The organism is Streptomyces sp. NPDC037083 (assembly GCF_055606485.1).
The window spans coordinates 151,286-177,202 of record NZ_JBVJSQ010000017.1 but is presented as its reverse complement, the minus strand read 5'-3'; the positions used below and the strand labels follow the sequence as shown (position 1 = coordinate 177,202).

At 72.4% G+C, this 25,917-nt stretch carries 18 protein-coding genes and 1 other RNA gene; 14 read left to right on the top strand and 5 right to left on the bottom strand.

Annotation, left to right across the window (positions count from 1 at the left end; translation table 11 throughout):
• Positions 1–125: 125 nt before the first annotated feature.
• From ACZ7DE_RS36055 to ACZ7DE_RS36040, 4 genes are all read right to left on the bottom strand, one after another.
• Positions 126–953, bottom strand: a complete 828-nt coding sequence (locus tag ACZ7DE_RS36055) for a carbohydrate ABC transporter permease (protein ID WP_470768659.1) — start codon at positions 951–953, stop codon at positions 126–128.
• 20 nt (positions 954–973) lie between these two features.
• Positions 974–2,314: a carbohydrate ABC transporter permease gene (locus ACZ7DE_RS36050; protein WP_470768617.1), complete on the bottom strand. Its 1,341-nt coding sequence runs from the start codon at positions 2,312–2,314 to the stop codon at positions 974–976.
• Positions 2,315–2,321: 7 nt separating this feature from the next.
• Positions 2,322–3,704, bottom strand: coding sequence for an ABC transporter substrate-binding protein (locus ACZ7DE_RS36045; protein WP_470768616.1), 1,383 nt, complete (start codon positions 3,702–3,704; stop codon positions 2,322–2,324).
• A gap of 147 nt (positions 3,705–3,851) precedes the next feature.
• Complete coding sequence (locus ACZ7DE_RS36040) at positions 3,852–7,505, bottom strand: FHA domain-containing protein (protein ID WP_470768658.1); 3,654 nt, start codon at positions 7,503–7,505, stop codon at positions 3,852–3,854.
• Positions 7,506–7,881: 376 nt separating this feature from the next.
• Here ACZ7DE_RS36040 and ACZ7DE_RS36035 point away from each other — a divergent pair, with 376 nt between their 5' ends.
• From ACZ7DE_RS36035 to ACZ7DE_RS36020, 4 genes are all read left to right on the top strand, one after another.
• Positions 7,882–9,600, top strand: a complete 1,719-nt coding sequence (locus tag ACZ7DE_RS36035; protein ID WP_470768615.1) for a protein kinase domain-containing protein — start codon at positions 7,882–7,884, stop codon at positions 9,598–9,600.
• 131 nt (positions 9,601–9,731) lie between these two features.
• Complete coding sequence (locus ACZ7DE_RS36030) at positions 9,732–10,979, top strand: serine/threonine-protein kinase (RefSeq protein WP_470768614.1); 1,248 nt, start codon at positions 9,732–9,734, stop codon at positions 10,977–10,979.
• Positions 10,980–11,105: 126 nt separating this feature from the next.
• On the top strand, positions 11,106–12,209 hold the full coding sequence (gene prfB, locus ACZ7DE_RS36025; protein ID WP_470768613.1) for a peptide chain release factor 2: 1,104 nt from the start codon (positions 11,106–11,108) through the stop codon (positions 12,207–12,209).
• 271 nt (positions 12,210–12,480) lie between these two features.
• Positions 12,481–13,401, top strand: coding sequence for a hypothetical protein (locus ACZ7DE_RS36020; RefSeq protein ID WP_470768612.1), 921 nt, complete (start codon positions 12,481–12,483; stop codon positions 13,399–13,401).
• 120 nt (positions 13,402–13,521) lie between these two features.
• Here the strand turns inward: ACZ7DE_RS36020 and ACZ7DE_RS36015 are convergent, their stop codons facing one another.
• Positions 13,522–13,713 carry a hypothetical protein gene (locus tag ACZ7DE_RS36015; protein WP_188184167.1) on the bottom strand — a complete coding sequence of 64 codons (192 nt, stop codon included), beginning with the start codon at positions 13,711–13,713 and terminating at the stop codon, positions 13,522–13,524.
• Positions 13,714–13,950: 237 nt separating this feature from the next.
• On the opposite strand from ACZ7DE_RS36015, the gene ftsE reads away from it, so the two are divergent.
• The 10 genes from ftsE to ACZ7DE_RS35965 all read left to right on the top strand — a co-directional run bounded on the left by ftsE (position 13,951) and on the right by ACZ7DE_RS35965 (position 25,818).
• Positions 13,951–14,640, top strand: coding sequence for a cell division ATP-binding protein FtsE (gene ftsE, locus ACZ7DE_RS36010; RefSeq protein ID WP_020132390.1), 690 nt, complete (start codon positions 13,951–13,953; stop codon positions 14,638–14,640).
• 60 nt (positions 14,641–14,700) lie between these two features.
• The gene (ftsX, locus tag ACZ7DE_RS36005; RefSeq protein WP_470768611.1) at positions 14,701–15,618 is read left to right on the top strand and encodes a permease-like cell division protein FtsX; all 918 of its coding nucleotides are present in this window, start codon (positions 14,701–14,703) and stop codon (positions 15,616–15,618) included.
• A gap of 67 nt (positions 15,619–15,685) precedes the next feature.
• Complete coding sequence (locus ACZ7DE_RS36000) at positions 15,686–16,864, top strand: S41 family peptidase (protein WP_470768610.1); 1,179 nt, start codon at positions 15,686–15,688, stop codon at positions 16,862–16,864.
• 80 nt (positions 16,865–16,944) lie between these two features.
• Positions 16,945–17,481 carry an SsrA-binding protein SmpB gene (smpB, locus tag ACZ7DE_RS35995; RefSeq protein ID WP_470768609.1) on the top strand — a complete coding sequence of 179 codons (537 nt, stop codon included), beginning with the start codon at positions 16,945–16,947 and terminating at the stop codon, positions 17,479–17,481.
• A 112-nt stretch (positions 17,482–17,593) separates the two neighbouring features.
• Positions 17,594–17,981: a transfer-messenger RNA gene (ssrA, locus tag ACZ7DE_RS35990) on the top strand.
• An 83-nt stretch (positions 17,982–18,064) separates the two neighbouring features.
• A complete protein-coding gene (locus tag ACZ7DE_RS35985) occupies positions 18,065–18,715 on the top strand; it encodes a hypothetical protein (RefSeq protein ID WP_470768608.1) in 651 nt (216 codons plus the stop codon).
• Between the two features lie 893 nt (positions 18,716–19,608).
• Positions 19,609–20,310: a hypothetical protein gene (locus ACZ7DE_RS35980; protein ID WP_470768607.1), complete on the top strand. Its 702-nt coding sequence runs from the start codon at positions 19,609–19,611 to the stop codon at positions 20,308–20,310.
• 840 nt (positions 20,311–21,150) lie between these two features.
• Complete coding sequence (locus ACZ7DE_RS35975; protein ID WP_470768657.1) at positions 21,151–23,229, top strand: bifunctional polysaccharide deacetylase/glycosyltransferase family 2 protein; 2,079 nt, start codon at positions 21,151–21,153, stop codon at positions 23,227–23,229.
• Complete coding sequence (locus tag ACZ7DE_RS35970; protein ID WP_470768606.1) at positions 23,229–24,590, top strand: acyltransferase family protein; 1,362 nt, start codon at positions 23,229–23,231, stop codon at positions 24,588–24,590. Before ACZ7DE_RS35975 ends, ACZ7DE_RS35970 begins: the two co-directional genes overlap by 1 nt.
• A 268-nt stretch (positions 24,591–24,858) precedes the next feature.
• The gene (locus tag ACZ7DE_RS35965; RefSeq protein WP_470768605.1) at positions 24,859–25,818 is read left to right on the top strand and encodes a hypothetical protein; all 960 of its coding nucleotides are present in this window, start codon (positions 24,859–24,861) and stop codon (positions 25,816–25,818) included.
• The last annotated feature ends 99 nt before the right edge of the window (positions 25,819–25,917 follow it).

Below are 25,917 nucleotides of genomic sequence, written 5' to 3'. Positions count from 1 at the left end.
GTAGACAGGGCCTTGCCCGAAAACGGCCGATGGAGTGACTTGGTTACGGTTTCTGAGGCATACGGGGGACTTCGGGTGAACGGACGGGGGCGGGCCGATGACTCGGCCCGCCCGTGGATTCAGGGCTACTTGACCGCGCCGGCCATCACGCCGGACACGAACTGCCGCTGGAACGCGAAGAACACGGCCAGCGGGATCACCATCGAGATGAAAGCGCCGGGCGCCAGCACGTCGATGTTGTTGCCGAACTGCCGTACCTGCGTCTGCAGGGCGACCGTGATCGGCTGACTGTCGGCGTTGGTGAACACCAGCGCGACCAGCATGTCGTTCCACACCCACAGGAACTGGAAGATGGCCAGGGAGGCGATGGCCGGCCCGCCGAGCGGCATCACGACCCTTGCGAACAACCGCAGTTCGCCCGCCCCGTCGAGGCGGGCCGCCTCCAGCAGTTCGCGGGGGATCTCCGCGAAGAAGTTGCGCAGCAGGAACACCGCGAAGGGCAGTCCGAACCCGACGTGGAACAGGATCACCCCCAGGATGTTCCCGAACAGGCCGATCCTGCCGAACAGTTCGGCGATCGGGATGAGCGCCACCTGCACGGGCACGACCAGCAGCCCCACGACACCCAGGAACCACCAGTCCCGGCCGGGGAACTCCATCCACGCGAACGCGTAGCCCGCGAGCGAGCCGATGACGACGACCAGCACCGTCGCCGGCACCGTGATCAGCACGGTGTTGACCAGGGAACTGGTGATGTCGCCGTTCTCCAGCAGCTTCTGGTAGCTGTCGAAGGTGAGCTGGGAGGGCTTGCTGAACACCTCCCACCAGCCGCTCGCGCTCATGTCCTCGGGGGAGCGCAGGGAGGAGATCAGCAGACCGATCGTCGGCACCAGCCAGAACAGGCCGACGACGATCAGGAAGGCGCGGAGCAGCCCGCCGTTGAGCTTGTCCATGATCCACTCGAGTCGCCCGGTCACCGTCGCACCTCCCGCCTCAGCCTGCGTACGTTGAACCACATCACCGGGATCACCAGCAGCAGCAGGAACACCGCGATCGCGCTGGCGATGCCGGGCTGGTCCTCGGAGAAGCCCTTGCGGTACAGCTCCAGGGCGAGCACGTTCGCGTCGTCCTGCGAGGAACCCGGGGCGATGATGAACACCAGGTCGAAGACCTTCAGCACGTTGATCATGAGGGTGACTGCGACGACCGCCAGGACCGGCGCGAGGAGCGGCACGGTGACCCTGCGGAACACCTGCCACTCGGTGGCGCCGTCGACGCGCGCCGCTTCGAGCAGTTCGCGTGGGACGCCGGCCAGACCGGCCGCGATCAGCACCATCGCGAAGCCCGCCCACATCCAGATGTAGGAGCCGATGATCGCCGGGGTGACCAGCGAGGGGCCGAGCCAGTCCAGGCCGTTGTACGCCTCCTTGAAGTTGCCCGCCGGGAGCCGCAGTTGAGCCCCCTCCGCCTTGGCGGGGAGGGTGAAGGTCCCGTCGTCGGCCGCCTTGGTGGAGGCGACCACCTCGCCGTCCTTCACCGCCTCGACCCGCATGCCGGCATAGCCCAGTTCGGACGGGTCGGGAGCGCCGAGCGTGCCGACGCCCTTGCCCCGGGTGAAGTCCTGCCACGCGGTGCCGGTGATCCTCCCGGGCTCCGGTCGCGCCGCGACGGCCGCCTCGGCGCCGTCGGGCATCTGGTCGGGGGCGACCCCGACCATGGGCAGCAGGACCGGAACCCCGGCCCGGACGGGGGTCTTGGTGATGAAGCCGCCCCCGTCGGCCTCGAGCGGCGAGTTCCGGCCGGGGTGGGCCTTGGGGAACGCCGACGCCTGCGCGAACGTGTCGTGCACGCCCACCCACACCGCGTTGGCGACGCCCTTGTCCGGGTCCTGGTCGTAGACCAGCCGGAAGATGATGCCGGCGGCGAGCATCGAGATCGCCATCGGCATGAAGACGACCAGCTTGAACGCGGTGCCCCAGCGCACCCGTTCGGTCAGCACGGCGAAGATCAGACCGAGCGCGGTCGCGACCGTCGGCGCGAACACCACCCAGATCACGTTGTTCTTCAGGGCGGTACGGATGCCTTCGTCCGTGAAGAGGGCCTTGTAGTTGTCGACGCCGGCGAAGCCGTCGCCTGACTGGTCGTAGAAACTGCGCACGACCGAGTACCCGATCGGGTAGACCACGAGCGCGCCGAGCAGCACCAGGGCGGGCAGCAGGAACAGCGCTGCCACGGTTTTGCGCGTGCCGGTCACGCTCCTGCGCGAGCGAGGAGGGGCGGGGGCTCCGGGAGCCCCCGCCGCGGGCGTCGCCATCGCCGCGTCAGTTCCCGTACGCCGTCGCCGCGTCCGACTCCAGTTTCGCCTGGGTGCCGGCCACGTTCGTCGGGTTCTTCAGGAAGTCCTGCAGGTCCTTCCACTCGCCCTTGCCGGGCGTGCCGCCGAAGGCCTGCGGGGCCTGGTCGGACATGTCGAAGCGGAAGTCGTCGCCCGCAGCGATCAGCGCCTTGGCGATCGTCCGCTGGACCTCGTTCGGATAGGCGGCCACATCGACGTTCTTGTTCGGCGAGAGGTATCCGCCCAACTTGGCCTGGATCTCGGCCGCGTCCGGCGAGGCCAGGAAGGTGGCGAGCGCCTGGGCTCCCTTGGAGTCCTTCAGGATGACGGCCGCGTCGCCGCCCGAGACCACGGGCGCGCTGCCGCCGACCGCCGGGAACGGGAACACCTTCGCGTCCGTGCCCACCTTCGCCTTGGTGTCGGCGATGTTGACCTGCACGAAGTCGCCCTCGTAGACCATGGCCGCCTTCGGCTGGTCGCCGCCGGTGAAGGTCTGTGTCACCGAGGCCGGGAACTCGGTCTGCAGCGCGCCGCTCGCCCCGCCCGCGATCCAGTCCTTCTTGCCCCATACCTGGGCCAGGGTGGTCAGGGCCTCCTTCACCGAGGGGTCCGTCCACTTGATCTCGTGCTGGGCGAGCTGGTCGTACTTCTCCGGGCCCGCCTGGGAGAGGTAGACGTTCTCGAACCAGTCGGTGAGCGTCCAGCCGTCGGCGCCGCCGACCGAGAACGGTGTGACGCCGGAGTCGTACACCGTCTGCGCGGTGGTCAGCAGGTCCTTCCACGTCTTGGGCTCCGACGCGCCCGCGTTCTCGAGGACCTTGGCGTTGTACCAGATCAGAGACTTGTTCGCGGCCTTGTAGTAGACGCCGTACTGCTTGCCGCCCACCTTCCCGATGTCCTGCCAGCCCTGCGAGTAGTTCTTGGCGAGCTCCGCCTGGGCCTCGGCGCCCAGCGGTTTGGCCCAGCCCTTGTCGGCGGCCTGTTTGATGGCGCCGGGCTGCGGCAGCATGGCCACGTCCGGCGGTGAGCCGCCCGCGATCTTCGAGCCCAGGAAGTTGATGATCGGGTCCTGCGCGGGCACGAAGGTGATCTTCGCGCCGGTGCGTTTCTCGAACTCGGCGAGGACCTTCTTGAAGTTCGCCTGTTCGGTGCCGGTCCATACGGCGGCCACCTCGAGAGTGGTGCCGTTCAGCTTGGGCAGGGTGAGAGTGCTACCGGAGTCCTTGGTTCCGGTACTGCCGTCGTTTCCGCTGCTCTTGTCGTCGTCGCCGCCGCAGGCGGAGAGCGAGAGTGCCAGGGCTCCTGCCAGGAGCGTGGCGGCGCCCTTCACGGTCCTGCGTGTCCGGATGGTGCTGCTCGTGCTGCGCATCACTGCCCCGTTCTTCGTTCCTCGTCGAACGTTGAGCGCTGTCCCGTGGCACTGGTCTACGCCGGGTGTCAGGGGTCGGCAAGAGTGCCCACCCTGTCAACCGGGCGATCGTGACCGCGTCGTGATCGGTGTGGCTCCGTGCCGTCGTCAGTGGACGCCGGACGGGCTGGGATGGCGCGCCGCCCGTTCCAGGGCGCTGGCCAGCAGCGCCAGGTCCGTCGGGCCGTTGCCCAACTCCCGCACGGGTCTGCGGGCCGGGGGATCGCCCATGCGGGCCCACTCCAGGGGGACCACAGTGGGCCGCAGCGTCGCGGTGCGGGGTATGCGGCCCGTGACGCGGCCGCCCTGAAAGGGCGTGAGACGGCCGTCCGCGCCCTTGAGTCGGCCGCGGCCCGGCGCGGGTTCCTCCGGGCCGGCACCCGGCGGGTCTAGCGTGATCCGAACAGTGGACCGGCGCACCGGTTCCGACTCCGCGGTACGGCCCCCGGGGCCGGTCGCCGCCACCAGATGGACGCCGAGCCGCTCGCCCTCGCGGGCCACCGCCTCCAGCGCGCGCATGACCGAGCCGGCGGCGGGCCGGCCCGGAGAGCCGAGGGCGGGGGAGACCAGCGCGTCCAGGTCGTCGACCACCACCACCAGCCGGGGCAGCGGCGGCGGGGCCTCGGCGCGCTGACGGGCGGCCGCTCCCGGGCGCAGCCGGATGGTGGCGCTGGGCGGGGCGTCGAGGTCGGCGGCGCCGCTCCCAACTCCCTGCGCCTGGACGTTCGGCGCGCTCGGGGTGCGCTGCGGGCCCGGGGTGCGCTGCGGGACGATGCGGCCGGAGACCGCGCGGTGCGTGTGCCACTCCGTGAAGTCGGAGCGGCCGAGCAACTCGGCCCGCCGCTTCACCTCGGCGCTCAGCGACTGTGCGAACTCCCGCATGCGGACCGGGTCGTTGGCGGTGAGATGCGTGGTGACGTGCGGCAGGTCCGTGCACACCCGCAGGCCGTCGCCGTGGCCGCCGCCCTTGCCGACGGTGTCGCGGCCGTCCAGCAGGATGACGCTCAGCCGGTCCGGCCGCTCGGCGGCGGCCAGCGAGGCGACGACGGCCCGCAGCAACTCCGTGCGCCCGCTGCCGTTCGGTCCCTCGACCAGCAGATGGGGACCTTCGGCGACCAGGTCCACGCCCACCGGACCGCGCGGACCGGCGCCGAGCACCGCCCACGCCCGTCCGCCGAGCGCGTCGGCGTCGTCCGCCGCGTCCGCCCAGCGGGCCATCAGCGAAGCGGGCGTGGCACGGGCCAGGCCCAACTCGTCCAGCAGGCGGGCCGACTGGGGCAGCGGTGCGGACACCCGCGTGTGCCGTTCGCCGCCGCCCGCGCCTTCGGGGCGCAGCGGCGCGAGTGCCCGCGCGAAACGTTCGGCCCAGGCGGGGGAGACCGCGTCCACCGCGCCGACCGTGCCGGGGCCCACCGGGCCGGGGCGCTCCGTCTGCGCACCGGCCGGTGCGACCCGCAGCAGTCGCATCGCGGTCGCCACGTCCCCGCTGAGCAGGGCGACCGCCCCGCAGGCGCGGAACGTGGGCGCGGCCGCGCAGGCCGCCTCGTACGTCTGCGTCACCGGCGACGAGGGGGATGCGGCGGGCGTCTCGGCCAGGCAGAGCACGTGTATGCCGGCGCGCGGACCGGCCACCGCCAGCCGTGCCACCGCCTCCCGCAGGTCCGCTCCGCCCGGGTCGCCGTCCACCACGACCACCGTGTACGGGCCGGGGAAGCCGCCGTCGGCCGAGTCGTCCGCCACCGCCCAGGAGGGGCGGCGGGCCGCGCCACGGGGCGTGAGCGCCGGCGTGTCGGCGCCCGCACTGTCGGAGAGCTGGTCCTCCAGCCGGCGCAGGAGTTCGTCCGCGCGGGCCGTGGCCTGGTCGCGGTCGTAGGCGAGGAGGAGACGGCAGTCCTGGCCGTGCCCCGGCCGCAGGTGGGGGAGCCAGCCGAGCCAGGACCACTCGGCGGTGCGCTCCTCCTCGGAACGCCCGCGGTCCGTGCTGATCAGAACGACTTCCAGGGTCTCCGGGGAGTGCAGCGCGGCGAGCTGGGCGAGCACCGCGCGCGCGAGCCCGGACAGGCGCGGCCGCGGGCCCGCGAGGCCGAGCGCGCCGACCTCGCGCAGATCCGCCGTCACCGGGACGGCGGGCAGCAGCCCCGACCCGTCGGGCGCGGGCCGGTCGGCCGTGCCGAGCCGCACCGTCAGCGCCTCCGGGTGCCCGGGCGCGCGCTCCCACAGCCGGGGGCCCGGGCCCAGCGCCGTCAGCAGCAGCGCCGCAGGGTCCGGCCAGGTCTCGGGCGCCGGGGACGGGGCGGCCGACGGCTGCGCCGCGGCTCCGGCCGCCGCCGGCTCGTCGGGCGGGCCGGGGACGGCGGTGTCCGCCGCGTTGCCGCGCCCGCCGGCCAGCCGCCGCGCCCACGCGGAGAGGCCTCCGCGCTTGCGCACGCCCGGGGGGACCTCGGTGCCGCGCAGGGGGGTGCCCTTGCGGCGGCCGGCCGCGCGCGGATCGTCGTCGGCCCAAGGGTCGCCGCCGTGGCCGTGGCCCTCCTCGGGACCGCTCTCGGAGCTGCGGCCGCCGGAGCCGATGCCGGCGCCACCGTCGTACGGGGACGCGTGGCCGGGGGCGCGGGCGTCGCCGTGCGCGCCGTGCGGTCCTCGGGCGTCCTCCTGCCCGGCCGTGAAGGAGCCGATCCCCGAGCGGCCCCCGTGGGTCGCCGTCGTGCCGTCGCCCGCCGCGGCCGGGTCGCCGGGGGAAGCCGACCCCGGCGAGGGCCGGCGAGCGGGGTCGGGCGTGCGCGCCGCGCCGCGGCTCTCGATGCGCGGCGCCGAGCCCTGGCCCGGGACCACGGGGGGCGTCAGGGGCGTGTCCCCGTCCCCGTGCTCCCGCTCGCCCCGGACCGCCGCCGAGCCGCTCCAGTCGACCGTGCCGTTGGCGTGCCCGGTCGGGCCGGCCGGCGGGGTCGCACCGGAACGGCCGGCCCGGCCTTCCGGGACACGGGTGCCTGCGCCCGCGTCTGATCCCGCGTCCGCTCCCGCGCCGCCGTCGGGTGCGCCGGTGTCCTGCACGCGCGTGTGCGCCGCGTCCGTGCTCTGGGCCGCCGCGCCCCCGCACGGCACCCGCACGTGTCCCTCGCCGTCCGGCGTGGTCGCCACCCGGGGACCCGGGCCGCCGGGCGGGGCCAGGCGCAGGGCCGACTCGCCCACGCGCAGCAGGGCGCCGGGGGAGAGGCGGACGGGCCGCGACTGCACCCGGGCGCCGTCCAGCGTGGTGCCGTTGGTGGAACCGAGGTCGGCGACGGTGACGCGGCCCTCGGGGGAGAGCGTCACCGCGCAGTGCAGACGGGACACGTCCGGGTCGTCGAGGGGCACGTCGGCGTCGGCGGAACGGCCCACGCGGACCTGGCCGCCGTGCAGGAGATGGACCCCGCCCGCGTCGGGCCCGGCCACCACGTGCAGACGGGCCGGGGCGTCGTCGACCTCGGGATGCGGCTCGGGGTCGGCCGGGGCGCCCAGGGACAGCACGGCGCCGTCGATCAGCGGGGGCTCGCCCAGGGTGCAGCGCTGGGTGTCGAGCCGCTCCACGCCCGCGTACAGCACGACCGCCGCCGCGGACGAGGACGCCGGGGCGCCCTCTCCGGAGACCGCCGTGGCCAGCGCGGACGCCACCGCCGCCAGGGCGGTGCCGGCGGGCGCCGTGACCAGCACGTCGCAGCTCGCGGCGCGGGGCCGGGAATCGGCGGGCGCGCCCGTCGGGTCTACGACGGTCAGCCGGATCTGCATCGCCGTCAGCGGTCCCTTCTGCACGGGCGCGGGCTTCCCCCCACCCCACACGAGCACAGCGGCCAGTACTGCAGGCATCCTCGCACCTGTCACTGACAACGCGCCCCTCACCCGAGGACAAGTGATCTTGATTGGTCGGCTCTGCCCGCAAAAGTGCCTGACAACCACCTCGTCGACGATCAGTTGAGATCGGTCACGTCCGGCTCCGGCAACCAGGAAGCCGGGGTGAAGCGTCTTTCCTTCGAATGAAGACGACAGCCCGGTGTCCGCATCGCGGCACTACAGTGGGTCGGAACACCGGCAGGACAGGCGAGCGAGCCTGGAGAGCCCGGCAAGTCTGGCAAGTCTGGCAAGCAAGCAGCAGGGAGCGCATGACGTGCGGCCGGTAGGCAGCAAGTACCTGCTCGAGGAGCCGCTCGGGCGCGGCGCCACGGGCACCGTCTGGCGAGCCCGCCAGCGCGAGACCGCGGGCGCCGAGGCGGCCGTGCCGGGCCAGCCCGGGGAGACCGTCGCGATCAAGGTCCTCAAGGAGGAGCTCGCGAACGACCCCGACGTCGTGATGCGCTTCCTGCGTGAGCGTTCCGTGCTGCTGCGCCTGACCCACCCGAACATCGTCCGGGTCCGCGACCTGGTCGTCGAGGGTGATCTGCTGGCCCTGGTCATGGACCTCGTCGAGGGCCCCGACCTGCACCGCTACCTGCGCGAGAACGGCCCCTTCACGCCGGTCGCCGCGTCCCTGCTCACCGCCCAGATCGCCGACGCCCTCGCCGCCAGCCACGCCGACGGCGTCGTGCACCGCGACCTGAAGCCGGCCAACGTCCTGCTCAGGCAGGACGGCGGCCAGATGCACCCGCTGCTCACCGACTTCGGCATCGCGCGCCTCGCCGACTCCCCGGGCCTGACCCGGACCAGCGAGTTCGTCGGCACGCCCGCGTATGTCGCACCCGAGTCCGCCGAGGGCCGCCCGCAGACCTCCGCCGTGGACATCTACGGCGCCGGCATCCTGCTGTACGAGCTGGTCACCGGCCGTCCGCCGTTCTCCGGCGGCTCCGCCCTCGAGGTGCTCCACCAGCATCTGAGCGCCGAGCCGCGCCGTCCGTCCACGGTCCCCGACCCGCTCTGGACGGTCATCGAGCGCTGCCTGCGCAAGAACCCCGACGACCGACCGAGCGCCGAGAACCTCGCGCGAGGACTGCGGATCGTCGCCGAGGGCATCGGCGTGCACGCGAACTCCATGCAGATCGCGGCCGCGGACGGGGTCGGCCATGTGCTCGCGCCCGACCCGGCGCCCGCGACCGTGCCGGGCGGCGCCTACGACCCGAACGCCGCGACCAGCGTCCTGCCGCACACGTCCGGCCCGGCGGGCGCCGCCGACCCCACCGCCGTCCTGCCCCACACGGGCGGGCCGCAGGGCGCGGCCGACCCGACGGCCGTCCTGCCGCCGGTGCCGCCGCACCAGGCCGGCCAGCAGAGCGGGCCAGGGCAGCCGCCCGAGCAGCCGCACCCCTGGCAGACCCAGCTGCGGGCGGCCCGCGACCGCAACGAGCAGACGCAGGTCCAGCAGTACCTCGACCCCGGCGAGGACCCGCTGCGCCGCCGCCCCCAGCGCCAGGTCTCCCGCCAGCAGCAGCAACAGCAACAGCAGCAGCCGTACCAGCAGCAGCGGCCTCAGCAGCGTCCGCAGCAGCAGCCCGGCTACGGGTACCCGGGGCAGCCTCCGCAGCAGCAGTACGCGCCGCCCCAGCAGCCGCAGCAGCAGCCCCAGCGGTACGCGCCGGCGCCCACGCCCCAGCAGCAGCCGCGCCAGCGGCCCGCGCCGGAGCCGCGTCAGCCGCGCGAGCCCAGGCAGCGCAGCGCCAACCCGATGCGGATCCCCGGGCTGGGCTGTCTGAAGGGCTGCCTGTTCACGATCGTCATCCTGTTCGTGGCCGGCTGGCTGATCTGGGAGCTCAGCCCGCTGCAGGACTGGATCGGCACCGGCAAGAGCTACTGGCAGCTGATCAGCGGCTGGTTCGACGACGTCACCGGCTGGATCGGCGATCTGGCGAACGCGACCGGGAACGGTTCCGGCGGTTCCGGCGGCACCGGAAACTGACCGGACGGCTCCGGCCCTGACCGCGAGTTTGTGTACTTGTCGACATCTGGCGGGTGATTTCCGTCTCCGCGGTGAAGGTTGGCTCCCGGGACGCGTACTTTGATGGGCAACACGCGTCTGTAGGAGCAGCCTTGGCACGGAAGATCGGCAGCCGGTACACCGCCCACCAGATCCTGGGACGGGGCAGCGCCGGCACGGTGTGGCTGGGCGACGGACCGGACGGACCCGTCGCCGTCAAGCTGCTGCGCGAGGACCTCGCCTCCGACGAGGAGCTCGTGGGCCGCTTCGTGCAGGAGCGCACGGCGCTGCTCGGCCTGGAGCACCCCCACGTCGTGTCCGTGCGGGACCTGGTCGTCGACGGCAACGACCTGGCCCTGGTCATGGACCTCGTCCGCGGCACGGACCTGCGCACCCGCCTCGAACGGGACCGGCGCCTCGCGCCCGAGGCCGCCGTGGCGATCGTCGCGGACGTCGCCGAGGGACTGGCCGCCGCGCACGCGGCCGGGATCGTCCACCGCGACGTGAAGCCCGAGAACATCCTGCTCGACATGCAGGGCCCGCTCGGCCCAGGCGGCTCGCACCGCGCGCTGCTGACCGACTTCGGCGTCGCGAAACTGATCGACACCCCCAAAAGGACCCGCGCCACGAAGATCATCGGCACTCCGGACTATCTGGCGCCGGAGATCGTGGAGGGCCTGCCCCCGCGCGCCTCGGTGGACATCTACGCCCTGGCGACCGTCCTGTACGAGCTCCTCGCGGGCTTCACCCCGTTCGGCGGCGGCCACCCGGGCGCGGTGCTGCGCCGGCACGTCACGGAGTCCGTCGCCCCCCTGCCCGGCATCCCCGACGAGCTGTGGCAACTGATCGTCCAGTGCCTGGCGAAGGCGCCGGCCTCCCGGCTGCGGGCCTCCGAGCTGGCGGCACGCCTGCGGGAGCAGCTGCCGACGCTGGCGGGGATGCCGCCGCTGGACGTCGACGAACCGGACACCGAGACGGAGGAGGGCGGCGAGCCGGACGAGGCGGCGCCCGCCGCCTCCGCCGAGACGCCCGCCGGCCGGGTGCGACGGGGCTCGGTCCCGCTGGTGCCCCACGCGAAGCCGGACTCCAACCGGGACACCCACACGTCGATGCGGGTGCCCGCGCCGGACGAGCTGGCGGGCGGGGCGCACGGGACGGCCCGGGTGCCGAGGGCCGCGGGCGCGCCGCGCCCCGGCTCGGCAAGGAACCGTTCCGCCACCCGACGGCGCCGGATCACGCTGGGCGTGGCCGCGGCGGCCCTGGCGGCGGCGGTCGGGGTCGGCACCTGGGCGGCCACCTCCGGCGACGACGCGGGGGCGCCCCCGCAGGACACCGGGAACTCGGCGCCGATGTCACCCTGACCAGGTCGGTCCGTCCCCTCCGGGCCTGCCGCCCTCGGACCTGCGGGGGCGGCGGCGGAGCCCCGGGGACGGGCCCATCGGCGGCACCCGGCACTCCCCGGTTGGCGGAGCCGTTACGCTGGAGGCGTGGCAGTCGTCGATGTATCCGAAGAGCTCAAGTCCCTCTCCTCGACCATGGAGTCGATCGAGGCCGTTCTGGACCTCGACAAGCTGAGGGCAGACATCGCCGTGCTCGAGGAGCAGGCGGCCGCGCCGTCCCTGTGGGACAACCCGGACGAGGCGCAGAAGATCACCAGCAAGCTCTCCCACCTCCAGGCCGAGGTCAGGAAGGCCGACGTCCTGCGCGGCCGGATCGACGATCTCTCCGTGCTGTTCGAGATGGCCGAGGAGGAGGACGACCCGGACACCCGCGCCGAGGCCGAGTCCGAGCTGGCCTCGGTCAAGAAGGCGCTGGACGAGATGGAAGTCCGGACGCTGCTCAGCGGGGAGTACGACGCCCGTGAGGCGCTCGTCAACATCCGCGCCGAGGCCGGCGGCGTCGACGCGGCCGACTTCGCCGAGAAGCTGCAGCGCATGTACCTGCGGTGGGCGGAGCAGAAGGGCTACAGGACCGAGGTCTACGAGACCTCGTACGCCGAAGAGGCCGGCATCAAGTCGACCACCTTCGCCGTGCAGGTGCCGTACGCCTACGGCACGCTCTCCGTGGAGCAGGGCACGCACCGCCTCGTGCGCATCTCCCCGTTCGACAACCAGGGGCGCCGCCAGACCTCCTTCGCGGGCGTCGAGATCCTCCCCGTGGTCGAGCAGACCGACCACATCGAGATCGACGAATCCGAGCTGCGGGTGGACGTCTACCGGTCGTCCGGCCCCGGCGGCCAGGGCGTGAACACCACCGACTCCGCGGTGCGCCTGACCCACCTGCCCACCGGCATCGTCGTCTCCTGCCAGAACGAGCGGTCGCAGATCCAGAACAAGGCGACCGCGATGAACGTCCTCCAGGCCAAGCTGCTGGAGCGGCAGCGCCAGGAGGAGCGGGCCAAGATGGACGCCCTCAAGGACGGCGGCAGCTCCTGGGGCAACCAGATGCGCTCGTACGTCCTGCACCCGTACCAGATGGTCAAGGACCTGCGCACCGAGTTCGAGGTCGGCAACCCCGAGGCCGTGTTCAACGGTGAGATCGACGGTTTCCTGGAAGCCGGAATTCGCTGGCGCAAGCAGCAGGAGAAGTAGGTTTGTCGACAAGGCAACCGCCCCTGATTCAGGGGCGGTTGCTTTTTACGTCACATTCACAGCACCAACATCGCGCAAAGGCCCCCGACTAGGACATTGCGTGCGCAACGACCTTGACGTTGCTTTGAAAAATGGGGAAGGTGCAGTGTGGCATGCGTATCTCCGGGGCGCATGTGAACCGGGGGGCTTCAGCTGCATATCTGCTACCTCCGTCGATCACAGCCCCGAGCGCGGCCTCATCGACGATTCAGCTACTGGGGGTAGCAACCATATGACGAAGAAGACGCGGATCCGGGTCGCGCGGATAGCCGCCGGCGCTGTGATCGCCGCGGGCGCCTCGCTGACCGTGGCCGGGGTCGCCGCGGCCGACGACGACGCGCTTGTCGACACCAGCACCACCACCTCGGTCGAGGTCCAGACCGGGGACGACCCGCCGCTCTGCGACCTCTTCCCGACCGACCCCTCGTGCACCGACGACAACGGTGGCACGGGCAACGGCGGTTCGGAGAACGGCGGCTCCGAGAACGGTGGCAGCCAGAACGGCGGCTCCGAGAACGGTGGCAGCCAGAACGGCGGCTCCGAGAACGGTGGCTCCGAGAACGGCGGTTCGGAGAACGGCGGCTCCGAGAACGGTGGCAGCCAGAACGGCGGCTCCGAGAACGGTGGCTCCGAGAACGGCGGCTCCGAGAACGGCGGCTCGGAGAACGGCGGTTCGCAGAACGGCGGCTCCGAGAACGGTGGCAGCCAGAACGGCGGCTCCGAGAACGGCGGTTCGGAGAACGGCGGTTCGCAGAACGGCGGGTCCGAGAACGGTGGCAGCCAGAACGGCGGCTCCGAGAACGGCGGTTCCGGCAACGGCGGTTCCGGCAACGGTGGCTCCGGTAACGGCGGTTCGGGCAACGGCGGCGGCTCGTCCTCCGGCTCCTCCTCGACCGGCGGTTCCGGGACCGTCGGCGGCTCCGGCACCGACACCGACGGCGCCTCCACCCAGGAGGTGGGCAGCTCCGCGCTGACCGACACCTCGGACGCCACCTCCGACGCGGCGGCCCAGGGCGGCGGCAAGGAGCTGGCCGAGACCGGCGCCGGTCAGACCTCGTTCCTGATCATCGGCGCTGCCACGATGATCGCCGGCGGTGTCGGCTTCCGTGTGCTGCCGCGCCTCGTGGCCGGCCGCGGCGGGGCCGCTGCCTGACGGTAGGTAGTCGCACCCGTACGTGACGTACGCGCGAGGGGCCCGGAGCGATCAGCTCCGGGCCCCTCGTCGTGCGTGTCCCTGCGGGGCAGGCGGTCGGGCTGCCAGACGGTCCGGTGGTCAGACGGTCTGGTGGGCCAGCAGCGCCACCGCCGCGACCAGCACCGCCAGCAGCGCGATCAGCGCCATGGGGTTCAGCCCCGAGAGGAAGTTCTCCTGCTGCAGCCGCTCGCGGTTCGCGCGGCACACGGGGCACCGGCCCTCGCTCACGGGCGCCGCGCAGTTAGCGCACACCAGCCGGTCGTACGTCATGCGCCTCGCCCTCCTAGCACCGTTTCCATGGACACAACGCCTACGGGAACGGGAACGTTCCCCCTCCACTGTGCCAGGTTCCTCCGGGGGCCGCGCGGCTCACCCGGAGAGCGGGGGGCGTACAAAGTCCCGTACAAAAACGCACAAGCCCCACTCAACCCCTCCCGACGCCTGCGCCGCCCTCCCCGGTTCGCGTATGGTCACGCTCATCTACCCCCGGCGACCCGTGGTGCATCCGTGATCCGATTCGACAACGTCTCCAAGGTCTACCCCAAGCAGACCCGCCCCGCACTCAGGGATGTCTCCCTGGAGGTGGAGAAGGGCGAGTTCGTGTTCCTGGTGGGATCCTCCGGCTCCGGAAAGTCCACCTTCCTGCGGCTGGTCCTCCGCGAGGAGCGGACCAGCCACGGTCAGGTGCACGTCCTGGGCAAGGACCTCGCGCGCCTCTCCAACTGGAAGGTGCCGCAGATGCGCCGCCAGCTGGGAACGGTCTTCCAGGACTTCCGGCTGCTGCCGAACAAGACGGTGGCGGAGAACGTCGCCTTCGCGCAGGAGGTCATCGGCAAGTCGAAGGGGGAGATCCGCAAGTCCGTGCCGCAGGTGCTCGACCTCGTCGGGCTCGGCGGCAAGGAGGACCGGATGCCCGGCGAGCTGTCCGGCGGTGAGCAGCAGCGCGTGGCCATCGCGCGCGCCTTCGTGAACCGGCCCAAGCTGCTGATCGCCGACGAGCCCACGGGCAACCTCGACCCGCAGACCTCCGTCGGCATCATGAAGCTGCTCGACCGGATCAACCGGACGGGCACGACCGTGCTGATGGCCACGCACGACCAGAACATCGTGGACCAGATGCGCAAGCGCGTCATCGAGCTGGAGCAGGGCCGCCTCGTCCGCGACCAGGCGCGCGGCGTCTACGGCTACCAGCACTGACCGCCCCCGCCATCGCGCCCGCCCCCGCGGACGTCCCCGGAAAGGCCTGAACAACACGCCATGCGCGCCCAGTTCGTACTGTCGGAGATCGGCGTAGGTCTCCGCCGCAACCTGACGATGACCTTCGCCGTCATCGTCTCCGTCGCCCTGTCCCTGGCGCTCTTCGGCGGGTCGCTCCTGATGAGCGACCAGGTCAACACGATGAAGGGCTACTGGTACGACAAGGTCAACGTCTCGGTCTTCCTCTGCAACAAGAGCGACGCCGAGTCGGACCCGAACTGCGCCAAGGGCGCGGTCACCGCGGACCAGAAGAAGCAGATCAAGTCCGACCTCGACAAGATGGGCGTCGTCGAGAAGGTGACGTACGAGTCGCAGGACGACGCGTACAAGCACTACAAGGAGCAGTTCGGCGACTCCCCGCTGGCCAGCTCCCTCACGCCGGACCAGATGCAGGAGTCGTACCGCATCAAGCTGAAGGACCCGGAGAAGTACCAGGTCATCGCGACCGCCTTCGACGGGCGCGAGGGCGTGCAGTCCGTCCAGGACCAGAAGGGCATCCTCGACAACCTCTTCGGGCTGCTCAACGGCATGAACTGGGCGGCGCGGGCGGTGATGGCGCTGATGCTGGTCGTGGCCCTGATGCTGATCGTCAACACCGTGCGCGTCTCCGCCTTCAGCCGTCGGCGTGAGACGGGGATCATGCGGCTCGTGGGCGCCTCCGGTTTCTACATCCAGGCGCCGTTCATCGCCGAGGCGGCGGTCGCCGGACTCATCGGCGGCACGGTCGCCTGCGGATTCCTGGTGATCGCCCGGTACTTCATCATCGACAACGGCCTGGCCCTGTCCGAGAAGCTGAACCTGATCAACTTCATCGGCTGGGACGCCGTGCTGACGAAGCTTCCGCTCATCCTCGCCACCAGCCTGCTGATGCCCGCGCTGGCCGCGTTCTTCGCCCTGCGCAAGTATCTGAAGGTGTGACGCACGCCCTGTGGGTCGCGCGGTCAACCGGCCGTACGGCCCATCGCGTTCCCCTAGACTCACCGGCATGTCAGGCCGTGACCTGTTCTGTCAGCCCCGCCGTTGCGGCCGCGGGGCGGTCCTGACATTGGTCTTCGCGAGCGTGCTCGTCGCCGGTGCGGCCACCGGTTCGCTGCCGCAGCAGTGGGGCGAGGGCCGCGGGAACTCCGCGGGGGCGGCTCCTTCCACCGCGCCCGCCGGCCACGCCGAGGACGTGACGCGGGCCGCCGAGGAGGCGGCCGCGGACGGCAAGTCCCCGTTGGAGGCCGCCGAGCGCGCCGTCAGCCGCAGCGGGGACCGCTGGGCGGCCGTCTACTCCGAGGGCGAGTACGAGGAGTTCGAGGACTCCCTCGACGGCCGGTACACGGGCGTCGGCCTCGATGCGCGGCGCGAGCGGGACGGCCGGATCGAGGTGACCAAGGTGCAGCCGGGTTCGCCCGCGGCCGCCGCCGGGGTCCGCTCGGGCGACCGGCTGCGCAGCGTCGACGGGCGGCCCGTGGACGGGCTCCCGGTCACCGACGTCGTCTCCCTACTGCGCGGTGACGCCAAGGACGACCCCGTCGGCACCGCCGTCCGTCTCGGCCTGCAGCGCGGCACGCGCGCGTGGACCGAGACCCTGCGCCGGGCCCGGCTGTCCACGGACTCCGTCACCGTCCGCGAGGTCTCCGGGCACGTCACCGTCGTCACCGTCGCCGCCTTCACCAAGGGCGTCGGCGACAAGGTGCGCAGCGCCGTCCGGCACGCCCCGGCCGGCGCCGGGATCGTTCTGGACCTGCGCGGCAACTCCGGCGGACTGGTCACCGAGGCCGTCGCGGCCGCCTCCGCCTTCCTCGACGGCGGTCTCGTCGCCACCTACGACGTCGACGGCGACCAGCGCGCCCTGCACGCCGAGGACGGCGGCGACACCGTCCGTCCGCTGGTCGCGCTGGTCGACGGCGGCACGATGAGCGCGGCCGAGCTGCTCACCGGCGCGCTTCAGGACCGGGGCCGCGCGGTCGTCGTGGGCTCGCGCACCTTCGGCAAGGGTTCGGTGCAGATGCCGCGCCGGCTGCCGGACGGCTCCGTCGCCGAGCTGACCGTCGGGCACTACCGCACCCCCGCCGGCCGTGCCGTCGACGGCCGGGGCATCACCCCCGACCTGGAAGCGGACGACGGGGCGCTGAAGCGGGCGGAGACCGTGCTGAGCGGACTCGGCGACGCGTCCTGAGCCTCCCGGGGGCCCTCGCGTAATCGGCTTTCCCTCGGACCGCCTCGAGGTGCGAAAATGGCGGGACTATGAGCAAGGGAATGTACGTACCGAAGGAGTCCCAGCCGAAGCAGGGCGGGGCGGCCCCGTCCGGCAAGGTCAAGGACGGCAAGCGCAAGATCGTCGCGCAGAACAAGAAGGCCCGGCACGACTACGCGATCATCGACGTCTACGAGGCGGGCCTCGTGCTCACCGGCACCGAGGTGAAGTCGCTGCGCCAGGGCCGCGCCTCGCTGACCGACGGCTTCGTCCAGATCGAGGGGAACGAGGCGTGGCTGCACGCCGCCCACATCCCGGAGTACAGCCAGGGCAGCTGGACCAACCACTCCGCGCGACGCAAGCGCAAGCTGCTGCTGCACCGTGAGGAGATCGACAAGCTGGCGGTGAAGTCCGAGGAGACCGGGCACACGATCGTGCCGCTCGCCCTGTACTTCAAGGACGGCCGGGCCAAGGCCGAGATCGCCCTGGCGCGCGGCAAGAAGGAGTACGACAAGCGGCAGACCCTGCGCGAGAAGCAGGACCGCCGGGAGACGGACCGGGCGATCGCGGCGGCCAAGCGCAAGCAGCGGCACGCCTAGCCGCGCGGGCCGCGGGGAATACGGTGGCATCGGCGTGCGTTGGTCACGTACGATGGCACCTGTGCCCCGCAGTGGGCACGGGCCCTCCTCGGAGGGATTGAAAAATCAACATGGGGATGATCGGTTTCGACAGCGGCTGTTGAAGCAGGGGAAGCGTGTCGAGGAAGCGGCAATGATCTCGTAAACCATATGTCGCAAAAAATAATCGCCAATACCAAGAGCGATTCCCAGTCCTACGCCCTCGCTGCCTAATAAGCAGTGAGTGTAGGACCCTTAATGGGTGTCAGCCCGGGAGTGTTCCCGACCCGGATCCTGGCATAATCTAGGGGACTAAACCTTGATCCCGGTCACGGGGTGAAGAGGGAAATCAAACAGTGACTGGGCCCGTCGGCGACTTGTTCGCGTGATCGCCGGGGCCGAGAAAATCACAGCGAACTGCACACGGAGAAGCCCTGATTCTGCACCGTTGGACGCGGGTTCGATTCCCGCCATCTCCACTCATCCCATGTGAACAGAAGACCCCGCCCCCTCAGGGGGCGGGGTCTTCTGCGTACGTACGACGGCGAGCGCGGCGGGAGGCGGCGTGGACGGCGCGAACGACGTGAGCGAACCGGCCGGCGTGGCCCGCCGGGACGTCCTCGTCCGCGTGCCCCTCGACACGGGCGGCCCGGACGGCCGAGGGCCGTCCGGGCCAGAGCTGCGCCGGCACGTCGAGCGCACCCGTGCGCTGGCCCGGGAGCTGGCCGCTCACCTCGGCCCCGCCTGGGCGGTCCGGTTCCGCGACGAGCGGCGCGGCGAGGACCGCTTCGTGTGCTGGGGGTGCGGGGAGGTCTTCCTGACCTACGAGGCCTACGGCGACCCTCCGCACCACCCGCTGCACATCACCGTCCTCGGCGAGTACCACGCGCACCCGCTGCGCGAGGGTCCCCACCGCGGCTTCGCCCCGGACGACCCCGCGGCCGCGCTCGGCCTCACCGGCGCCCTGGCCGCCGGCCTGTCCGCCTGGGCGAAGGACATCGACGCGGCCCTGGACGCCTGGCTCGCCGACCGGGACGACGTCCGCTGGGACGCCGCGGTGCTGCGTCTGCACGAGGAGGGCGAGAACCTGGCCGAACGCCTCGCCGGTGAACTCGCCCCCGGCCGGACGGTGTCCTACGAGGGGGTCCAGGGCGTCTCCCGCGCCCTCCTGGGCACCCGCCTCACCGACCCGGTGAGCCCGGCCGACGCCCCCTGAGCGACGAGTGCCGCATCCCCTCACCGTTCCCGTCGCCGGCTCTCGTCCGTGGTCGTCCCGCCGGCGCCCCCTGCCGTCGGCGACGCGGCTGCCGAGGAGGCGTCAACGGCGTGTGCGCGGCCCGGCCCCTCGTGAGGTGTAACGGGCCCGCTTGGGGCTGACGGTGTCCGCGGGGCGGTCGGCCAGGGGTCGTACTTCGCCAGATTCTGGCGCAAGCGGACAATCGTTGGCTCGCGTCAGAGGCTTTTCCAGCCATGCCTGGAGGGGTGTTTCCCACCGCCCCCAGGTGGGGCCTGTTTGTCCCTTGGTGTCTCCGGTGTGGCGAAAGCGGCTGGTCCTTCGGACCCGCTCCGCGCTTCGACGAGTCGCGGTCCGGAGTGTGGTGCCCGGGTGAGTGCCTCGGCGACCTGTCAAGGGTCTATTTCCGGCCATAGGCATGAACATGACTTCTGTTCATAAATGACACATCGAGAACACGGGCCCCATGTCTGCGCTAGATTCGTCGACCTGAGCGCAATGGGGTAAATGGGGCGCGGGAGCTGGGTGGGGGCCTGGTTCCATCGATGCGTGCTCGGGGTCGTATGCGCACCCAGAACAGTTCCGTGGGGGGAAGTGCACAAGTGAAGAATTGGCGGGAAGACGCCCAACCGAAGTGGCCCGAGGCCGCGTTGCCGACCGGGGACGTGCCGGTCGTGGGGGCAGGATCCCAGAGCTTCGCCGGGGCGGTGGGGAAATCCCTGACGTCCGTGGCGGGAGAGAACGGCGGATACCGGTCTTTGCCGGATGCACCACGTGAAAGCGATCCGTCGGTGACCTCGAAATCCTCGAACAGCCTTTCCGAAAACGAACGGTCGAGCGATCTCCGGGATCCCTGGGGAGAAACGCCCGGCGGTGTGGACGAGGACCACGATCCGGACGAGGTGACGGTCCAGCTCGATCCCCTGAAGCAGGGGCGGGCCGACGGCCCGGAGGCCGCGTCCGACGTCCCCGTGTTCGTCGACGAGTCGGGCCGCCGCAGCCGGACGTTCCGCCGCATCGGCATCGTCGTGGGCACCGCGTGCGGCGCCTACGCCGTGGCCATCGTGGCCACCCTGCTGTCGGGCAACGCCGGCGCACCCTGGCTGCCGCTCCCCGTGCCGGGCCAGGCCGACGACAAGCCGGCCGCCGGGAAGGTCGACAGCACGTCGGCGCCCGACGACTCCGGGACCCCGTGGCCCGGCGGGCCGGGGGCCGGGCTGCCGGGCGGAGCGGGGGCGACCGCCTCCGTGCCCGGGGCGGTTCCGGGAAAGCCGGGGGCGAGCGCGGCGCCCGGCGTCCCGGCGAGCGCGGGTCCGTCGAGCGGGGCGGCCGCCGCGGCCCGGCCCTCGGCGGGCGGCTCCGTTCCTCCCAGCGCCGGCCCGACGGCCTCGGCCCCCTCCGCACCCGGCCCCAGCAGCCCGGTGATCGCGCCGACGCCGTCCGCGCCGCCGCCCGCGTCCTCACCGGCCGCGTCCCCCTCCCCGGTCTCCTCCCCGTCCCCGGCCGGAGGAGCCTCCACCACGGTCGCCGACGGCCCCCCGGAACCGGCCCCGGCGGCGTCCAGCCCGGCAAGCTGAGGCAGGGTCCGCCCGGGGCTCCGGCGGACGAAGTCCGCCGAGCGCGCGCCGACCACGCGCCGAGCCGACGAGGAGCCGACTCCGCGCCGACCCGACCCCGAGCCGGTTCGACGAGGAGTCGGCGGCCGGGCTGGTCCCGGGCCACGGCCCATCGGAGGGCGAACCGGCCCCGGACACCCGCACCGACGTCCCGACCACCGCGGCCGACCGGCCCGCGTGAACGACGACGCCGTGTCGACCGCGCCGCCCAACAGGGGCTCGGTCCCCGGCCGGCCGCCCGATCCCCGCAGCCCTGCCCCCCGACCACCCCACCCCTCGCGACCGGAACCGGCCGTCCGGCCGCGACCGTTTCGCACCGTCCGACTCGCGCCGCCGGCGCGGCCGCCCGACCGTCCGGTCCGGCCTCCGCTCCCGGGGCGCTCACCCCGCCCCCGCGCACCGGTCGTCCTCGACGACCGCTCCGCGTCGCCCGGCCCCGGGCGCGCCCTCGCCGCACAGTCCCTGGTGCGGTCCGTCCGCCCACCAATCGTCCCCGGAGAACCACCTCTCATGGCACCACGTACCAGCCGGCGTTCGGCCCGACGGTCCCCCGTCGGGCAGTTCGCGCACTCGTCCGGCGGCCAGGCCGCGCCCGCATCCCCGCCGCCGGGGGGCCTGCCGGGAGGTGAGCCGCCCGGCGGGCGGCGGGCCGGCCGGCGCCTCGGCGGACGGCAGGGCCGGGGCCGCCCCGCGGGACTCGCCGCCGACGGATCCCCGCAGAGTCCGGCGCCTGCCGCCGTCCGCCGGCGCCCGGTCCCCCTCCGGCTGCGCCATCTGCTGCCGCTGCTCGTGCTCTTCGCGATGATGGCGATGCTGATGCTGCGCGGCTACGTGCACAGCGAGATCCTCGCCGACTACCGCATCCGCCCCGAAGCCGCCTCCGACAAGGTGCCGGAGGAGATCCTCGACGGCGGCCCGGTCGTCGACACCCGCGGCGGACAGCGGACCAGCCTCGAGGTGCCGGACCACAGGATCGTGCTCACCTTCGACGACGGACCCGACCCGAAGTGGACCCCCGAGGTCCTCGACGTCCTGAAGAAGCACCACGTGCACGCCGTCTTCTTCATCACCGGCACCATGGCCTCCCGCTACCCCGACCTGGTCCGGCGGATGGTCGACGAGGGGCACGAGATCGGGCTGCACACCTTCAACCACCCCGATCTCTCCTACCAGTCCGAGAAGCGCATCGACTGGGAACTCACCCAGAACCAACTGGCGCTGGCGGGCGCGGCGGGCATCCGGACCTCCCTCTTCCGGCCGCCCTACTCCTCCAGCACGGACGCCCTAGACGACGCGTCGTGGCCGGTCACCCAGTTCGTCGGCACACGCGGATACCTCACCGTCTTCACCACCGCGGACAGCGAGGACTGGCGCCGGCCGGGCGTGCGCGAGATCATCCGCAACTCCACGCCGCAGGACGGCAAGGGCGCGATCGTCCTCATGCACGACTCCGGCGGCGACCGCCACCAGACCGTCCAAGCCCTCGACGCCTACCTCCCGCAACTGCAGGCCGAGGGTTACACGTTCGAGAACCTCACCGGGGCCCTGCAGGCGCCCAGCGCGCACACCCCGGTCACCGGGATCGAGCTGTGGAAGGGCAGGGCCTGGGTCTTCCTGGTCGAGGCCTCCGACGACATCACCGCCGTCCTGGTCGTCGGTCTGGCCGTCATCGGCGTCCTCGTCTTCGCCCGCTTCGGCCTGATGCTGCTGCTCTCCGCGATCCACACCCGCCGTACCCGCCGCAAGGGGTTCGTCTGGGGCCCCGACGCGCCGGTCACCGAGCCGGCGTCCGTGCTCGTCCCGGCCTACAACGAGGCCAAGTGCATCGAGAACACGGTGCGTTCGCTGATGAAGAGCGAGCACCCGATCGAGATCCTCGTCATCGACGACGGCTCCAGCGACGGCACGGCCCGCATCGTCGAGGACCTGAAACTGCCCGGCGTGCGCGTCGTCCGCCAGCTCAACGCGGGCAAGCCCGCCGCGCTCAACCGGGGCATCGCCAACGCCCGGCACGACCTCATCGTGATGATGGACGGCGACACCGTCTTCGAGCCGTCCACGGTCCGCGAGCTCGTCCAGCCCTTCGCCGACCCGAAGGTCGGCGCGGTCGCCGGCAACGCCAAGGTCGGCAACAAGGACACCCTCATCGGCGCCTGGCAGCACATCGAGTACGTGATGGGCTTCAACCTCGACCGCCGGATGTACGACGTCCTGCGCTGCATGCCCACCATCCCGGGGGCCGTGGGGGCGTTCCGCCGCAGCGCGCTCGACCGCGTCGGCGGGATGAGCGACGACACCCTCGCCGAGGACACCGACATCACCATGGCCATCCACCGCGACGGCTGGCACGTCGTGTACGCGGAGAAGGCGCGCGCCTGGACCGAGGCCCCGGAGTCCGTCCAGCAGCTGTGGTCCCAGCGCTACCGCTGGTGCTACGGGACGATGCAGGCCATCTGGAAGCACCGCCGCGCCCTCGTCGAGAGCGGGCCGTCGGGCCGCTTCGGCCGCGTCGGCCTCCCCCTGGTCTCCCTCTTCATGGTCGTCGCGCCGCTCCTCGCCCCGCTCATCGACCTCTTCCTCGTCTACGGCCTGCTCTTCGGCCCGACCGGCAAGACGATCGCCGCCTGGTTCGGCGTCCTCGCCGTCCAGGCGGGCTGCGCGGCCTACGCCTTCGTCCTGGACCGTGAACGACTCACCCCGCTCATCTCCCTCCCGCTCCAGCAGCTGCTGTACCGCCAGCTGATGTACATCGTCCTGCTCCAGTCCTGGATCACCGCCCTCACCGGCGGCCGGCTGCGCTGGCAGAAGCTGCGCCGCAAGGGGCAGGTGGCGGCCCCGCCGGGCGCGCCGGCGGCGACCCTGGAAGGAGGAACGGCCTGATGAGCACCCACCCCACGGAGACCACTGCCGAGCTGCCCGAGCTGCCCGGACCGCCGACCCGAGGCGCCGGCCCGGCGCAGGAGAGCGCGCAGCAGCGGGACCCGGGCAGCAGCGGGGCCCCGGCAAACCGGGCCCAGGCACACGAGGCTCCGGCAGACGAGGCCCCGGCAGACGAGGCCCCGGGCAGCGAGGTCACGGCCGGCCGGGGGCCGGGGGAGGCGAGCGGAAGGAAGCAGGGCGGCGGACGCGACCGCTACTTCGACCTCCTGCGCGCCATCGCCCTCTTCCGTGTCGTCTTCTACCACCTGATGGGCTGGGCCTGGCTGCCCGTCGTCTTCCCCTCCATGGGCGTGATGTTCGCGCTCGCCGGCAACCTCATGGCCCGCTCGCTGGCCCGACGGCCCGCGCTGGAAGTCGCCCGTGGACGTCTGCGCCGGCTGCTGCCCCCGCTGTGGCTGCTGGGCGCGGTCGGCGTGACGGGCATGCTGGCGGGGGGCTGGAGTCCCGACGACGAGGGGCACCCCGGCTGGTGGTGGCTCCACCTCGCCTTCTGGATCCTGCCGCTCAGCGACCCGCCCTACGGCGAGGGCCTGCCCGGCGTGCACGGGCTGATCGGCGACGACTGGGCCGTCGATCTGGGCGTGCCCCTGTGGTACATCCGCGCCTACCTCTGGTTCGTCCTGCTCTCCCCGCTGCTGCTGCGCGCCCTGCGCCGGTTTTCCTGGCCGACGGTCCTCGCGCCGATCGCGCTGTCGGCGACCCTGGAGTTCGGCGCGCTGCCGGTGCCCGGCTGGCGCCTGGAGTCCAACCTCAGCGACTTCGGCGCGTTCGGCGCGTGCTGGCTGCTGGGCATGGCGCACCAGGAGGGGATCCTGCGCAGGCTGCCCCGCTACGTCGTCCCTTCGCTGGCCCCGGCGATCGCGGGGATCGGCCTCTGGTACGCCCTCGGCCACGACCTGCGGGAGGGACACGACCTGGACGACATGCCGTTCGCCCAGTCGCTGTGGTCGTTCGCGGCGGTCCTGCTGCTCCTGCACATCAGCCCGTCCTGGACCGAGTGGCCGGCCCGGCTGCGCCGTTGGGACCGGCTCGTCACCCTGCTCAACTCCCGTGCCGTGACGATCTACTTGTGGCACAACGTGTGCATCGGAGTCGTCGAGGCGATGTGGGACCGCCTGTGGGGCGTCGCGTGGCTGGAGGCCGACGCACCGTGGATCCTGCAGAGTCCATGGCCGCAACTGCCGGTCATCTGGCTCCTCACCGCGGTGTGCGTCGTCTGTTTCGGCTGGGTCGAGGACCTGGCGGCCCGCCGCAGGCCCCGCCTGTGGCCGGACGGCCGGACCGGGGCGCACCGGGCCTGAGGGGGCGTACCGCGCCTGTGCAGGACGGCGCTCGACGAACAGACGCAGGGGCGCGGCCGGTAGGCCGCGCCCCTGTCGTGCCCGGGGCCGTGCCCGGGGCCGTGTTCGAGGCAGCCCGGGGCCGTGCTTGAGGCCGCTCGGGGTCGTGAAGGCCAGGTCAAGCGGATCGGCCGCCTCGTACAGGGGCCGCGGGCGTGTGGAAGACTGCCCGGCGTTGCGCAAGTGAACAGTGGGCCGGTGGTCCGGCCGGTGGGGGAGATGAGTGCCGATGAGCAAGCGGCAGGTGCAGAAGATGCTGCGGGCGATGGCGGGAGGCGGGCCCGTCGAGCTCACCAGCCCCATGGCCTCGGTGAAGAAGCTGGCCCGACTCGCCTCCCTGGCCGAGCAGTTCGGCTACGAGTACGCGGACGTCCGGCAGGGCGGCGGCTCGCGGGGCAGCGCGCTGAGGATGCTGATCGTCCCCGACCCCGCTCCACAGGCACGCGCGCGTGCCGCGCAGAACTGGGCGCAGTACCCGAACGCCCACGACGGCGTGTCCCTGCCGCCCCTGGCCCCGGACGCCTTCGAACTCCTCAAGACCCGCATCACCTTCGACCTCACGGGCAGACACGCCGAGAAGCGCATGGGGTACGGCGCGCTGGGCGCCACCGCGGGCTGCGCGATCCTCGGTATACGGCTCGGCGGCACGGGCACCGACTTCGTCGCCGCCGCCGTCACCTGGGTCGTCCTGATGGGCGTCTTCGGCATCGGCTTCGCAGTCAACCGCCGCCGCAACGCCAAGGCCGCCGCCCGTCTGGGGGCCGCCGGGTTCGTCCCGGTGACCGACGAGAGCGGGCGCGTGCGGTACCTGCCGGCGGCCGGGGCGGCCGGACACGGCCAGAACCCCTTCGGCGGCGGCTTCCCGTCCCAGGCCCCCGGCCCGTACGGACCCCATGGCGCGGCCCAGGCGGGCGGGGGCGGCGGCTACGGCCACCCGCAGCAGCAGCCCCACCCGCAGCCCGGACCTTACGCGCAGCCCCAGCCGTCGCCGTACGGACAGCAGCAGCCGTATCCCCAGCAGCAGTACCCACAGCCCCAGCAGTACCCCCAGCCCCAGCAGCAGACGTACCCCCAGCAGACGTACCCCCAGTCGTACCCTCAGGCCCAGCCCCAGCCGTACCCGCAGCAGCCCCCGGCCCCGTACCCGCCGCAGCCTCCTCACCCCCACGGGCAGCCGCCCCACAGCTGAGCGCTCACCGCAACCTCTCACCGGGCGTCCGCGCAAGGTGAGAGCAACGTTCCTTTCCGGTCACCCACAGCCACAGCCCGGAAACGCGCCCTCCCTACC

Coding starts and splice junctions, on each gene's coding strand:
- ACZ7DE_RS35965 (WP_470768605.1), top strand. CDS start 24,859: ATGAGCAAGCGGCAGGTGCAGAAGATGCTGCGGGCGATGGCGGGAGGC.
- ACZ7DE_RS36050 (WP_470768617.1), bottom strand. CDS start 2,314: ATGGCGACGCCCGCGGCGGGGGCTCCCGGAGCCCCCGCCCCTCCTCGC.
- ACZ7DE_RS35970 (WP_470768606.1), top strand. CDS start 23,229: ATGAGCACCCACCCCACGGAGACCACTGCCGAGCTGCCCGAGCTGCCC.
- ACZ7DE_RS36015 (WP_188184167.1), bottom strand. CDS start 13,713: ATGACGTACGACCGGCTGGTGTGCGCTAACTGCGCGGCGCCCGTGAGC.
- ACZ7DE_RS36045 (WP_470768616.1), bottom strand. CDS start 3,704: ATGCGCAGCACGAGCAGCACCATCCGGACACGCAGGACCGTGAAGGGC.
- ACZ7DE_RS36040 (WP_470768658.1), bottom strand. CDS start 7,505: ATGCAGATCCGGCTGACCGTCGTAGACCCGACGGGCGCGCCCGCCGAT.
- ACZ7DE_RS36020 (WP_470768612.1), top strand. CDS start 12,481: ATGACGAAGAAGACGCGGATCCGGGTCGCGCGGATAGCCGCCGGCGCT.
- ftsX (WP_470768611.1), top strand. CDS start 14,701: ATGCGCGCCCAGTTCGTACTGTCGGAGATCGGCGTAGGTCTCCGCCGC.
- ACZ7DE_RS35975 (WP_470768657.1), top strand. CDS start 21,151: ATGATGGCGATGCTGATGCTGCGCGGCTACGTGCACAGCGAGATCCTC.
- ACZ7DE_RS36055 (WP_470768659.1), bottom strand. CDS start 953: ATGGACAAGCTCAACGGCGGGCTGCTCCGCGCCTTCCTGATCGTCGTC.
- ACZ7DE_RS36000 (WP_470768610.1), top strand. CDS start 15,686: ATGTCAGGCCGTGACCTGTTCTGTCAGCCCCGCCGTTGCGGCCGCGGG.
- smpB (WP_470768609.1), top strand. CDS start 16,945: ATGTACGTACCGAAGGAGTCCCAGCCGAAGCAGGGCGGGGCGGCCCCG.